Raw genomic sequence first — 12,342 nt, 5'->3', positions numbered from 1 at the left:
CCCCGGCATGGGCTGTTCGGCCTACGCGGCGCGCGGTCGCGCGCGCTGCACTGGAGATGTCCCAGCCACGCCCGCAGCGAGGAGGTACCGCGATGGCCACGCTGGCACGCAGGCAGAAGTTCACGTTCCCGGACATGCCGGACTGGTTCGAGAGCCTTCCGACCCGGTTCGGGATGCCCACCATGGGCGACCTGTACACGGTCCGCATCGAGGACTACACGGAGGGCGGCCGCTATGTCGTACGGGCCGAGCTTCCGGGCATGACCCCCGACGACATCGACGTGTTCCTCAGCGAGGGGGTGCTGACGGTCCAGGCCGAACGCACCGAGAAGGACATCAGCAAGAACCACAGCGAGATCCGGTACGGCGCGATGAGCCGCAGCGTGACGCTGCCGCCCGGCGCCGACGAGAACGACGTCAAGGCCGACTACACCGACGGCATGCTCACCGTCAGCGTGGGCCTGGGCGCCGAGAAGGCGGAAGCCAAGCACATCGAGATCCAGCACGGAAGCTGACGGCGGACGACGGTTCCGGCGGGCCCCGCGGGGGCCCGCCGCACCGCCGTGTCCTCACCGGGAGCCGTGCGAGGCGGCCCAGCGGCGCCGTACCGCCTCCTCCTGCTCGGCCTCCTCCAGCCCCAGTTCCACCGCGGCGAGTTCACCGCGCAGCCGGGGGATCCAGTGCCGGCGCAGGGCGCGGACCCGCTGTCGCGTCCGCTCGGCCTCGGCGGCGAGCAGGTCGGCCGCCGCCTGCCGGACGGCGTGCTCGGCGGCGGCGCGGACCGCGGCGCGGTAGGCCGTCTCCGCGTGCGCGAGCGCGGTGTTGGGCGGAGTCGTCTCGGCCGCGGAGCGCACCGGACCGGCCCACTCCACGGCCGCCGGATGGCGCACACCCATCAGCGCGCCCCACCGTACGTCGACACGCGCTCCCTCCGCGGGCACCGCCTCGGCCAGCGCCCGCTCGCCGCCCAGCAGCACCCCGCGCACCAGCCAGCCGTCCGCCTCGGCCAGCCGCTCGCGCCACACCCGGCCCGCTTCCCGCGCCGCCCCGCGCGCCGCGCGCTCGTGGTCCAGCAGCAGCCGCAACTTGCGTTCCAGCAGGTCCGCGCCGCGCAGCGCGGTGCCGAGAGAGCGGCGCAGCTTGAGCCGTCCGGCCCGGCCCGGTGGTACCCGGTGTCCTCGCCCGGTCATGGCGGTGCCTCCCCGCGGGGGTGGCGGTGGGCGGCGAGCAGGTCGGCGGGGAGCATGCCGAGCTGGCTGTCCGGCAGGGTGAGCAGTACCTCCCAGGCCCGGTCCAGCGCCTCCTCCAGCGGCCGGTTCTCCCGCGTGTCCTGGGCGAGGAACCGGGCGCGGAACGCGTCCTCCAGGTCGAGGTGGCCCAGATCGGTCGGGCTGAGCGCCTGCCGTCCGATCAGGTCGGCCAGTTCCCGTACCTGCCGGGAGCGGGCCAGTGCGGCGATCAGCTGCGCGGCGACCGCCGGATGGTCCGCGCGGGTGCGCCCCGCCCCGGTCCCCTTGCGCATCAGACGCGACAGCGAGGCCAGCGGATCGACCGGCGGGTACGTCCCCGCCCCGTACGCCTCAGCGGACAGCACGATCTGGCCCTCCGTGATGTAGCCGGTGAGGTCCGGCACCGGGTGCGTGATGTCACCCGCCGGCATCGTCAGCACCGGCAGCACCGTCACCGAGCCGGGCCGCCCCCGGATCCGGCCGCAGCGCTCGTACAGGGAGGCGAGGTCGCTGTAGAGGTAGCCGGGGTAGGCGCGGCGGGCCGGGATCTCACCGCGTGCGGCGGACACCTCGCGCAGGGCCTCCGAGTAGGCCGTCATGTCGGTCATCACCACCAGCACGTGACGGCCCCGCGTGAACGCCAGGTCCTCGGCCACCGTCAGCGCCAGGCGGGGGGTGAGCAGCCGCTCGATGACCGGGTCGTCGGCGGTGTTGAGGAACAGCACCAGGTCCCGCGCCGCCGAGCGCTCGGCCAGCCCGTCCCGGACGAACGCCGCGTCGGCGTGCGTGAGCCCCATCCCGGCGAACACCACCGCGAACGGCTCCCCGCCGCACGTCGCCTGGGCCGCGATCTGCACGGCCAGCTCCAGGTGCGGCAGCCCGGCCGCCGAGAACACCGGCAGCTTCTGTCCCCGCACCAGCGTCGTGAGCACGTCCACCGCGCCCACACCGGTGAGCACCGGCTCGGTCGGCGGCTCCCGGTGCACCGGGTTGACCGGCGCGCCGCCGACCGCCGCGAAGGCCCCGCCCAGTACGGGCGGCCCGCCGTCGGCGGGCTCGCCCCGCCCGTCGCACACCCGCCCCAGCCATCCGGGGCCCACGGGGATCCTGAGCGGGGAGCCCGAGAAGGCGACGCGGGTGCCGGACCGGTCCATCCCGGCCGTGTCCTCCAGCACCTGCACCACCGCCAGATCCCGGTCGACCTCCAGCACCAGCCCGTGCCGGCGCTCTCCCGAGTCCAGGCCGATCGTGGCGAACTCGTCCCAGCCGACCCCGCTCACGCCCTCGACCACGACGAGGGGGCCGCGCAGTTCCCGTACGCCCGTGTACTCGATGTCCGCGGGCCCGCTCACGCCGGCCCCTCCAGCCGGCCCAGCACGGCGTCCCTGGCCGCCGCCACCGGAGCGGTCTCGTCCGGGCCGGCCGTCTCGCGCGCCCGGAGCAGCGGCGTGAAGTCGACCGCCTCCACGTCCTCCGGCCGGGCGCCGGAGTCGACCAGCTCCCCGCAGCGGTCGACGACCGCCAGTACGGACTCCACGAGGGCCGCCGTCTTCCCCGGGGCGCTGTAGGCGTCCGCCGGCGACAGCGCGCTCTGCTGGATCAGCGCCTCGCGCAGCAGCCGTCCCCCGAGCACGCTGATCCGCTCGCGCGGCGGCAGCGCCGTGACGCCGACCAGCTCCACCAGGTCGGCGAGCCGGTCCGCCTCGGCGAGCAGCCGCGCCACCCGCCCGCGCCGCTCGGCCCACTCGGCGTCACCGCCGCGCGCGTGCGCGGCCGCCAGCGCGGCGGCGTCGCGGGAGAAGGAGTCCGCCCAGGACACCGCCGGATAGTGCCGCGCGTAGGCCAGGTCGCGGTCCAGGCTCCACAGGCACCGCACGAACCGCTCGGTGTGCGCGGTGACCGGCTCGGTGCGGTCGCCGCCCGGCGGGGACACGGCACCGATCACGGTGACGGAACCGGTCGCCCCGCCGAGCGTGCGGACGGCGGCGGCCCGCTCGTAGAAGGCGGCCAGCTGCGAGGCGAGCCCCGCCGGATAGCCCTCCTCGGCGGGGAGTTCGCCCATCCGCGAGGCGAACTCGCGCAGCGCCTCCGCCCAGCGGGAGGTCGAGTCGGCGATCAGCACCACGTCGAGCCCCATGTCGCGGAAGTACTCGGCGACCGTCGCGCCCGTGTGCACGCTCGCCTCCCGCGCCATCATCGGCATGTTGGAGGTGTTCGCGATCGTCACGGTCCGTTCCGCCAGCCGGCCCCCGGTGCGCGGATCGGTCAGCTCGGCCAGCTCCTCGATGACGTCCGCCATCTCGTTGCCGCGCTCGCCGCAGCCGACGTAGACGATCACGTCGGCGTCGCACCACTTGGCGATCTGCTGCAGCAGCATCGTCTTGCCGGTGCCGAAGCCGCCCGGCACCGCGACCGTGCTGCCGCGGGCCACCGGGAAGAGCAGGTCCACGGCGCGCTGCCCGGTGGTCAGCGGCACGTCCGCCGTCAGCCGCCGGGCGACCGGGCGCGGCCTGCGCACCGGCCAGGACTGCGCCATCCGCACCTCGCGACCGCCCACCACGGCGAGCACGGCGTCCACCGGATACGCGCCGGCGTCCACGATCCGGGTCACCTCGCCGGAGAGATCGGGGGGCACCAGGAGCCGCAGCCCCACACCCGCCCCGACTTCGCCGAGGACAGCCCCGGCCGCGACCCGCGCGCCCTCGGCCACCCGCGGGGTGAACGGCCAGGTGCGGTCCGGGTGCGCGGTGCCCGTCCCGGTGTCGCCGCCGACCGCTCCGGCCGCGACCTGCGCGCCTTCGGGCACCCGTGGCGTGGACGGCCGGGTGCGGTCTCCGGGCGCGGTGCCCGTCCCGGTGTCGCCGCCGACCGCTTCGGCCGCGACCTGCGCGCCTTCGGGCACCCGTGGCGTGGACGGCCGGGTGCGGTCCGGGGGCGCGGTGCCCGTCCCGGTGTCGCCGCCGACCGCTCCGGCCGCGACCTGCGCGCCCTCAGCTGCCCGTAGGGGTGCGGCGCCCGGACCGGTGGTGACGAGCAGGTCGCCCGCCGCGTCCAGAGGGCGCAACAGCCCGTCGAAGACACCGCCGAGCAGATCCGGGGCCAGCCGCACCGACAGCGGCCCGTGCTGCGGCTCCGCGGTGTGCCCGGGGGCCAGTCCGCCGGTGTACTCGTACGCCTGCACGGTGACCGTGTCGCCGCGGATGGCGACCACCTCGCCTGGCAGCCGGCCGGCGCCGAGCACGACCAGGTCGTGCATCGCCACGGGGGACGGGCAGTCGATCTCGACGAGGGGCCCGGCGACCCGCAGCACGCGGGCCTCGCCCGCCGGTACGGGGCCGCCCCCGGGGGAGTTCATGGCGGCCCCCACAGCGTCTCGGCTCGCGCGCCGAGCCGGTTGAGGGCGCGGTCGGCGAGGGTGTCTGCCGACAGGCCGCGCCGGTGGCCGGGTACGTCGGCCGTCACCCTGCCCCCCGCGGCACCCGTGATCCGCGTCCGGGATCCCTCCATGGAGTTCATGGCGGCCCCCACAGCGTCTCGGCTCGCGCGCCGAGCCGGTTGAGGGCGCGGTCGGCGAGGGTGTCTGCCGACAGGCCGCGCCGGTGGCCGGGTACGTCGGCCGTCACTCTGCCCCTCGCGGCACCCGTGATCCGGGCCCGGGATCCCTCCATGGAGTTCATGGCGGCCCCCACAGCGTCTCGGCCCGGGCCCCCAGCCGGTTGAGGGCGCGGTCGGCGAGGGTGTCTGCCGACAGGTCGACCCGGCGGCCGGGAACCTCGGCCGTCACTCCGCCCCCCGCGGCACCCGTGACCCGCGCCTGCGGCCCCAGCAGGGCCCGCGCCGCCGCCGCGAGCCGGTCCTGCGGGACGGCACCCCGCGCCAGCGCCCGGCGCACCCCCTCCCGGATCCGGGCCCGCAGTTCCGCGTACGCCTCGGCGCGGGCCGCCAGTTCCGCCGCCCAGGCGTCCTGCACCGCCCGCGTCCGCTCCCGGCCCGCCGCGTCGGCCCCGTCGGCCGCCCCCAGCTCCCGCGCCCGCGCGAGCACCGCCTCGGCCGCCTCCCGCGCCTCCGCCAGCACCTTCTGCGCATCGGCCCGCGCACGCCCCAGCACCGCATCGGCGGAAGCGCGCGCCGTGCGCAGGAGTTCGGCGCGCACGGGGTCGAGGGCGTCGGTGGGGGTCGTCATCGGCACATCACCCCGGTGAGCGGCCAGCCGGAGGCCGGCGCCCCGGCTGCCGCGCGGACGCAGGCTTCTCGGGCGCGGGCGCGTGCCCTCATGACGGCAGCACCACGGTGAGCGGCCGGTCGGTGGCCGGCGCCGTCACGGCGTCGCCGAGTGCCTCGGCGGCCTCGGGGGTGAGCAGCACCAGGGCGACCGTGGCCGGGAGCGTCCGCCAGGCGCGGCGTACGGCGTCGGGGTCCTCCGCGACGAGGACGTCGACCCCGGCCAGGGCCAGACCGCACACGCCGGTCCGGGTGCCGATGGCGGCCACGGTGCCCACCGCTCACGCCTTCCCGATGAGCAGGATGGCGACCACCAGCCCGTACACGGCGATGCCCTCCGCCAGGCCGACGATCACCATCGCCCGGCCGAACAGCTCCGGCCGTTCGCTCAGCGCCGCCAGTGCCGCCGCGCCCGTGTACGCGACCGCGATCGCGGCCCCGATCGACGCTCCGGCCACCGCGATGGCCGCCGCGATCAGCGCCGTCCCGTCGGCCCCGCCCGAGGTGGCCGCGCGGGCCGACGCCTGTGCCGGGCCCGCGAGCGCCGTGACCAGGACGGCCGAGGCGCCGCCCAGCAGCGCCAGGTTCGTCGCCAGGAGCCAGCGGAAGGCGTGCCTGGCCCGGTGCCGCCGCAGCAGCCGCACGGCACCGAGCGCCGCGGCCAGGACCGGCAGGACGATCAGCCAGGTGAGCATGGGACCACCTTCCGGGCACGGTCGGCAGGCTCCGCCGGCGGAACGTGCCAGGGACGGAACGGGCGGCCCTCCGTCTCGAAGAGCCGGGAGAACAGCTCGTAGAACTCCAGCCGCAGGGCCTGCACCCCGGCCACCAGGGCCTCCAGGGCGAACGAGACGGCCGTGCCGACGGTGAACAGCAGTACGGCCCCGGCGACCCCGAGGGGACCGCGCGCGGCGAGGCCCGCCGTGCCGCGCCACACCACGCCGGCGAGCGCCGCATGGGTGAGGCCGAACGCCGCGAGCCGGGCGAAGGACAGGGTGTTGGTGCCCGTGCGCACCACGACGTCGAACAGCCGCACCACCGTCTCGGCGACTCCCCCGCCGCCGCCCGCCGTGGCCCGGAACAGGCCGTACGCCACCAGCGCCAGCCCGGCCCCGGCGAGCCCGGCCCCCGTGCCGGCCGCGGCCGGCCGGTGCAGCAGCAGGCCCGCGGCGGCCAGGGCGAGCCCCAGGTAGAACAGCAGCCCGGCCCAGCCGGTCGCCGCGCACAGACCCGCGCCCCACCCGCCCTCCCGCACCCGGTTGACCGCACCGGCGGCGTGCGCGAGGGCCAGCAGCCCCGCCCCGAACAGCACCGCGGCGGCCAGCAGCCGGGCGGGGCTCTCCAGCGGGTTCAGCCACAGCACCGGCAGCAGCCCGGTCGGCCCGAAGAACTCGCCGTACGCCGCTCCCGCGAGCATCGCGGCGGCTCCGGCGCCCGCCAGGAACGGCCACAGCCGGCTCAGCCGGGCGAGCCGCCGGGGCCGCCCGAGGCGCAGCGCGAGCGCGCCGAGCAGCAGCAGCGCACCGTGCCCCACGTCGCCGAACATGATCCCGAACATGGCGGCGTACGCCAGGCCCGCCGGCCACGAGGGGTCCAGGTCGACGTAGGCCGGTGTGCCGTACGTCGTCACCAGCGGCGTGAAGGAGACGGGTCCGCCCCGCCGCAGCAGCGTCGGCGGATCGGCGCCGGGCGGGGACGGCAGCGTCAGCAGCGCGCCGCCCGCCGCGGCCAGCCGCTCCGCGACGCGTACGACCTCCTCGGCCGGGCACCACCCGGCCAGCGCGGCCACCTCCCCGCGCCGTACGGCGCCCCGCGCACGCTCCTCCAACTCGGCCTCGCCGGCCAGCAGGCCGACGCTGCGTTCCCGTTCGAGCAGGTCCAGGTCGGGTGCGGCGGCGGCCAGGACGGCGCCCGTCGTGCCCGGTGCCTCCCCGCCGCGCCCCCGCAGCCGTTGCAGCCGCACCGCCGCCGAGCCCGGCGGGGCCTCCTCGGCGCGGTCGAGTTCCACGCAGCCCTCCTCGGCGATCCGCACGAGCGCGTCCCGCAGGCCGGCCCGGGGCACGACCACGGCCACCCGCCGCATCCGGACCGGCACCATCCCCTCAGGCCAGGGCATCGAGCACCTCCCCGGGCCGTCCACCGCGCGCAGCCGACTCCAGCGCGGCGCGCACCCGCCAGGCGTCCACCGACAGCACGGCGACCGCGCCCACGACCACGCGCGGCCCGTACCGGCCCTCGCGCAGCAGCGCCGCGCCCTCGGTCTGCAGCGTCCGCCACCAGCGGGCCTCGGCCCGCCACAGCGCGTCCGGCTCCTCGGCCTCCGCGAGGACCCACCGGGCCGCGGCGGGCAGCCGGTCACGGAACTCGGGGTACGTGGCGGCGCCCGGCGCCCGGCTCCCGAGCAGCCGTACCGCGTCGCGCCGTACGGGCTCCGGCAGCGTGCGCCCGTACACGAACAGTTCACGGGCCGTCAGCAGCACGGCCCGGCCCTGCGCCCAGCGCCGCGCGGCCGGTACGGCGACGGCCGTGCGCCGCGCGGCGGCCATGCGCATGCCGGTGACCAGGGCCCACGGAGTGTCGCCGCCCGGGTCGCCCCAGGGCGAGGCGGCGAGGACGGCCCGCAGCTGCGCGGGCGTGGCGGCGTGCGCCAGGTTCCGCCAGGCGGTCTCCAGCGCCCCGAGCCGGTACGGCTCCGGTACGTCCGCACGGCGGCCCTCCGGCGCGGGCAGCCGGGAGACGACGTTGGCGATCTCGAATCCCGCGGCGAGCGGAACGAGCAGCCGCGCGCCGCCGCGCGGCAGCCAGCCGGCCAGCACCCGCAGGTGCCACAGCAGCGTCGCGGACACCGCCCGCTGCGCCTCGGCCGGCCCGGCCGCCGCCCGCGCGTACCGCCCGTACGGTGTCGCGGCCAGCCGCCGCAGACCGTCACCGAGCGTCGGCCCCGCGGCGATCTCCCGCGCCCCGGCGCCTCCCGGATGCCGACCGACGAGAGCCTTGGCCCGCACAGCCCCGGCCACCCATCCGGCACTCACGACGCCCCACCCGGCCCGCCGGGCTCGTCCGACCTGCTGAGCCCCTCCAACTCCTCCAGCCCCCGTGGCCGGCCGGTCCCCGCGAGCTCGACCTGCCCCTCCGACCCGCCGGGCAGGCGCAACGCGTCCGCCACCGCCCGCTCCACCAGCTCCGGCATCCGCTCCGCGGCCCGCGCCCGTACCGCCGCGGCCGCGCTGTCTCCGGCGGCGCGTACGGCGTCCGCCTCGTGGCGCGCCCGGGCGAGGAGCGGTTCCGCCGTCCGCCGGCGGACCTCCGGGGCCTGCTCGCGGGCGGCCGCCACGAGCCGGGCCGCCTCCCGTGCGGCGTCCTCGCGGACGGCCCTCGCCGCCTCGTCCGCCTCCGCCCGGATCCGGTCCGCCTCCCGCTGCGCCCGCGTCAGCCGCGCGAGGGCGGGCTCCAGTTCGGCGGCGCGCTCCGCGGCACGGTCGGCGGGCACGCCGGCCGTGGACGCACCCGGCGTCCCCGCCGGGCGGAACCGCTCCAGGAAGTCCCGCAGGCTCATCGGCCGGCCTCCCGTCCGGTCGGCTGTCCCCTCAGTGTCACCGTTCCCGTCCCGGCCCGCACCGGATAGGGCCGTCACGCCGTGGCACCAGGGCCGTTCGGCTCTGTGCGGGTGCGGGCCCGGCGGAACACTGGGACGGTAGGCAACACGACGCAGTGGACTCCGGAGGCCATCGTGAACACGCACGAGAACTTCTCGGCGGAGACCGACGCCCGGCGGTCCGTCCCCTCCCGCTCCTGGAGCCCCGGTGAGCAGGCCCGGCACGACGTACTCCTGCGCTACCTGGGCGCCGTCGCCACGGCCGCGGCCGAACACGCCCGCACAGGGACCCCCCACACCGAGACCGCTCACACCGAGACCGCGCACACCGAGGCCCCGCCGGCCGCCTCGCCCGGGCAGGGGGCGGCCTCCTCGCGTGAGAGCGCCCTGCCCCTGGTGCGGGACGTGATGGACGTGCCCGCCGCCTCCGTCCGCGACGAGCTGCCGTACCGCGACATCGCCCGCCTGCTGGCGCGCGAGCAGGTGAACGCCGTCCCGGTCGTGGACGCCGAGGACCACGTCGTCGGCGTCGTCTCGGAGTCCGACCTGCTGGCGAAGGTCGCCTTCGAGGCGTCCGGTCACCGGCCCGGCCCCGTCGGCAGGCTCCGCGAGCGCCGGATGCACGACAAGGCCCGCGGCGAGAGCGCCGCCGACCTGATGACCAGCCCCGCGATCACGGTGCTGCCGGACGCGACGGTCGCCGAGGCCGCCTGGCTCGCCGCGCTGTCCCGGCTCAAGCGGCTCCCCGTCACCGACCGCCGGGGCCGCCTCGTCGGCGTCGTGCGGCGCGAGGCGCTGCTGCAGGCCCTCATCCGGGACGACACGGGGATCCGGACCGAGGTCGAGACCAGGATCGCGACCGTCTGCCCGCCGGCCGAACGGGACGCCGTGGACGTGACGGTGCACGACGGCGTGGTCGAGCTGACGGGGAGGGTGCCGGGCGCGACCGTGGACAGGCTGGTGGCCGAGGTCGAGGCGATCACGGACGTCGTCGAGGTCAAGAACCTCCTCACGGCGGGCTGAGCATGCACGGAGGGTCGGCCGGTCCCCGGCCGGGACCTGTGGCCCCTGACCCCGTCACCGCCGCGCGGCCACGCTGGGAGCGGACCTTTCACCCCGGGAGGCGGAGATCATGACGCGAACCATCACGGTAGGTCTCGACGGCTCGCCCGAGAGCCGGGCCGCCGCCGAATGGGCGGCGCGCGAAGCACGGATGCGCGCCCTGCCCCTCAAGATCCTCCACGTCTGGGAGCCCCTGCCCGAACCCGCCGCCCAGGCGCCGCTGCTGGGCGCCGAGACCCGGCAGGAGTGGACCGACAGGATTCCGCGCGAGTCCGCGGAGGGCATCCGGCTGCGCCACCCGGGCCTGGAGGTCATCACCGACCAGGTCACCGGCAGCGCGCCCGAGGCCCTCGCGGAGGCGGCCGACGGCAGCGAACTGATGGTCCTCGGCTCACGCGGCCTCGGCGGGATCGGCGGGTTCATGGTCGGCTCGGTCAGCCTGTGCGTCATCGCGCACACCGTGCGTCCCGTGGTGCTGGTCCGGGCGGCCCAGCAGGCCGCCGACGAGCACCAGATGGACCCCGCGGGCGTACCGTCCGCCGCGACACCCTTCCGGCCCGTCGTCCTCGGCCTCGACACCGGCGCCCCGGACGAAACGGTGCTGGAGTTCGCCTTCGACGCCGCCGCCCGCCGGTCCGCCGCCCTGCGGGTCGTGCACGGCTGGACCCCGCCGCCCACCTACCTCTACGGCATGTCCGCCGACCTCGACCCCCGCGGCTCCCTCGCGCGCCGCGAGGCGGCCGTCCTGACCGAGATGCTGCGCCCCTGGCGCGCGAAGTTCCCCGACGTCCAGGTGATCGAGGCCAGCCGGTACGAGAACGCCGCGCCCGCCCTCGTCCACGCCTCCCGCGACGCCTCGCTGGTCGTCGTGGGCCGGCGCATCCGCACCAGCCGCGTCGGCGTGCACATCGGGCACGTCACGCACGCCGTCCTGCACCACGTCACCGCGCCCGTAGCCGTCGTCGCGCACGGCTGAGCCGCCGTTCCGAGGAGGAGAGACGATGCAAGCAGCGGTCGCCGGCCGGGCCGGCCCGGGCCAGGGGCGGTGAGCGGCATGGCCCTTCCGGTCGTCGCCGGGGTGGACGGCTCCGAGCCGAGTCTCAGGGCCGTGGACTGGGCCGCCGACGAGGCGGCCCTGCGCGGTGCGCCGCTCCGGCTCGTGTACGCCTCCCTCTGGGAGCGCTACGAAGGCCCATCCTTCGCGCCGGACGTCGGCGAACCCGACGAGGAGGTGATGGCCGAGGACGTCGTCCGGGCCGCCGAGCGGCGCGCCCGCCGCCGGCAGCCGGCCGTCCACGTGACCAGCGAACTGCTGCCCGAGGAGCCCGAGTACGCGCTGGTGCGCGAGAGCCGCTCGGCCCTCCTGGTGCTCCTCGGGTGCCGTGGCCGCAGCGGCCTGACCGAGGCCCTCCTCGGCTCCGTCGGCGTCATGGTGGCCGGCCACGCCCACTGCCCGGTGATCGTGCTGCGCGGCAGCCACGACAACCAGGCGCGCTCCGGGGCCCGGGGCCGCGTCGTCCTGGGCGTGGGGGAGAAGCCGGCCGGTTCGGCGGCCGTCCGGTTCGCGGTCGAGGAGGCCCGGCTGCGCGGCGTCCCGCTGGAGGCCGTACGGGCCTGGCGGCGCCCGGCGCACGCGATGACCGGCCACCCGCTGATGACCGGTGAACCGGCCCACCAGGGGGAACGGCAGGCGGCGGAGACGCTGGAGGAAGCACTGAGCGACGTACCGGACGACCTGCCGGTGCGACGGCGCACCCTCGAGGGCCGCCCCCGCGACGTCCTGCTCGCCGCGGCCCACGGCGCCGACCTGCTCGTCGTCGGCGCCCGCCGCCACCCGGGCCACTACGGCCTCCAGCTCGGCCGCGTCCCCCACGGCGTACTGCACCACGCCGCCTGCCCGGTGGCGGTCGTCCCGGAGCCCGCCTGAACGAACCTCCCCGAGGGCCACGTACCTCAGTGCTCACTTCCCCGCCCCGGCCTACCGGCCGAGGTCGGGGGTGGGCCAAAGGTCCGGCGGGAATCCGTCCGGGGAGGCATGACCGGGGCCCACCTCCCTGCCCCGGCCGGGCCGGGCGCGGGCGGCCTCGGCGGGCGTGAGGTGCCGGCGAGCGGGGCTGTCGCTCATGACGAAGCGCGGCGGGTGGCGTCCGTATCCGGAGGCGGCGCACGGGGTCGGCGGGGATCCGCCCGGGGCGGCGTGACCGGGGCCCCGGCCGAGGACCAGCCCCTCACCTC

15 protein-coding genes are annotated in these 12,342 nt (G+C 77.3%); 4 read left to right on the top strand and 11 right to left on the bottom strand.

Annotation, left to right across the window (positions count from 1 at the left end; genetic code table 11):
• The first annotated feature begins 92 nt into the window (after positions 1 to 92).
• Positions 93 to 515, top strand: a complete 423-nt coding sequence (locus AQJ66_RS21895; protein WP_061924919.1) for an Hsp20/alpha crystallin family protein — start codon at positions 93 to 95, stop codon at positions 513 to 515.
• 54 nt (positions 516 to 569) lie between these two features.
• Here AQJ66_RS21895 and AQJ66_RS21890 read toward each other — a convergent pair whose 3' ends face one another.
• The 11 genes from AQJ66_RS21890 to AQJ66_RS40655 form a co-directional block, all read right to left on the bottom strand.
• Positions 570 to 1,190: a V-type ATP synthase subunit D gene (locus AQJ66_RS21890; protein WP_244162884.1), complete on the bottom strand. Its 621-nt coding sequence runs from the start codon at positions 1,188 to 1,190 to the stop codon at positions 570 to 572.
• Entirely contained in the window at positions 1,187 to 2,581 is a 1,395-nt protein-coding gene (locus tag AQJ66_RS21885; RefSeq protein WP_061924917.1) for a V-type ATP synthase subunit B, read from the bottom strand. The genes AQJ66_RS21890 and AQJ66_RS21885 overlap by 4 nt, the downstream gene beginning before the upstream one ends.
• Positions 2,578 to 4,584 (bottom strand): V-type ATP synthase subunit A, encoded by a 2,007-nt coding sequence (locus AQJ66_RS21880; RefSeq protein ID WP_061925301.1) that lies wholly within the window; start codon positions 4,582 to 4,584, stop codon positions 2,578 to 2,580. The genes AQJ66_RS21885 and AQJ66_RS21880 overlap by 4 nt, the downstream gene beginning before the upstream one ends.
• Positions 4,581 to 4,745 (bottom strand): hypothetical protein, encoded by a 165-nt coding sequence (locus AQJ66_RS38920; protein ID WP_159052598.1) that lies wholly within the window; start codon positions 4,743 to 4,745, stop codon positions 4,581 to 4,583. Before AQJ66_RS38920 ends, AQJ66_RS21880 begins: the two co-directional genes overlap by 4 nt.
• Positions 4,742 to 4,906, bottom strand: coding sequence for a hypothetical protein (locus tag AQJ66_RS38915; RefSeq protein ID WP_159052597.1), 165 nt, complete (start codon positions 4,904 to 4,906; stop codon positions 4,742 to 4,744). Before AQJ66_RS38915 ends, AQJ66_RS38920 begins: the two co-directional genes overlap by 4 nt.
• Entirely contained in the window at positions 4,903 to 5,412 is a 510-nt protein-coding gene (locus tag AQJ66_RS21875) for a hypothetical protein (RefSeq protein ID WP_061924914.1), read from the bottom strand. The genes AQJ66_RS38915 and AQJ66_RS21875 overlap by 4 nt, the downstream gene beginning before the upstream one ends.
• Before the next feature lie 88 nt (positions 5,413 to 5,500).
• Positions 5,501 to 5,728: a V-type ATP synthase subunit F gene (locus tag AQJ66_RS21870; protein ID WP_061924911.1), complete on the bottom strand. Its 228-nt coding sequence runs from the start codon at positions 5,726 to 5,728 to the stop codon at positions 5,501 to 5,503.
• Between the two features lie 3 nt (positions 5,729 to 5,731).
• Positions 5,732 to 6,145, bottom strand: a complete 414-nt coding sequence (locus AQJ66_RS21865) for an ATP synthase subunit C (protein ID WP_061924908.1) — start codon at positions 6,143 to 6,145, stop codon at positions 5,732 to 5,734.
• Positions 6,130 to 7,566: a V-type ATPase 116kDa subunit family protein gene (locus AQJ66_RS21860; RefSeq protein ID WP_244162883.1), complete on the bottom strand. Its 1,437-nt coding sequence runs from the start codon at positions 7,564 to 7,566 to the stop codon at positions 6,130 to 6,132. The genes AQJ66_RS21865 and AQJ66_RS21860 overlap by 16 nt, the downstream gene beginning before the upstream one ends.
• Positions 7,553 to 8,482: a hypothetical protein gene (locus AQJ66_RS21855; RefSeq protein ID WP_061924905.1), complete on the bottom strand. Its 930-nt coding sequence runs from the start codon at positions 8,480 to 8,482 to the stop codon at positions 7,553 to 7,555. Before AQJ66_RS21855 ends, AQJ66_RS21860 begins: the two co-directional genes overlap by 14 nt.
• Positions 8,479 to 9,006 (bottom strand): hypothetical protein, encoded by a 528-nt coding sequence (locus AQJ66_RS40655; protein ID WP_063804065.1) that lies wholly within the window; start codon positions 9,004 to 9,006, stop codon positions 8,479 to 8,481. The genes AQJ66_RS21855 and AQJ66_RS40655 overlap by 4 nt, the downstream gene beginning before the upstream one ends.
• A 174-nt stretch (positions 9,007 to 9,180) precedes the next feature.
• On the opposite strand from AQJ66_RS40655, the gene AQJ66_RS21845 reads away from it, so the two are divergent.
• The 3 genes from AQJ66_RS21845 to AQJ66_RS21835 all read left to right on the top strand — a co-directional run bounded on the left by AQJ66_RS21845 (position 9,181) and on the right by AQJ66_RS21835 (position 12,034).
• Positions 9,181 to 10,068: a CBS domain-containing protein gene (locus AQJ66_RS21845; protein ID WP_061924902.1), complete on the top strand. Its 888-nt coding sequence runs from the start codon at positions 9,181 to 9,183 to the stop codon at positions 10,066 to 10,068.
• Between the two features lie 109 nt (positions 10,069 to 10,177).
• Positions 10,178 to 11,083 carry a universal stress protein gene (locus AQJ66_RS21840; RefSeq protein ID WP_061924900.1) on the top strand — a complete coding sequence of 302 codons (906 nt, stop codon included), beginning with the start codon at positions 10,178 to 10,180 and terminating at the stop codon, positions 11,081 to 11,083.
• Between the two features lie 78 nt (positions 11,084 to 11,161).
• Positions 11,162 to 12,034, top strand: coding sequence for a universal stress protein (locus tag AQJ66_RS21835; protein WP_061924898.1), 873 nt, complete (start codon positions 11,162 to 11,164; stop codon positions 12,032 to 12,034).
• The last annotated feature ends 308 nt before the right edge of the window (positions 12,035 to 12,342 follow it).

The sequence above is a fragment of the Streptomyces bungoensis genome (genome assembly GCF_001514215.1).
Taxonomy (GTDB): domain Bacteria; phylum Actinomycetota; class Actinomycetes; order Streptomycetales; family Streptomycetaceae; genus Streptomyces; species Streptomyces bungoensis.
This window is presented reverse-complemented; position numbering and strand designations above follow the sequence as displayed.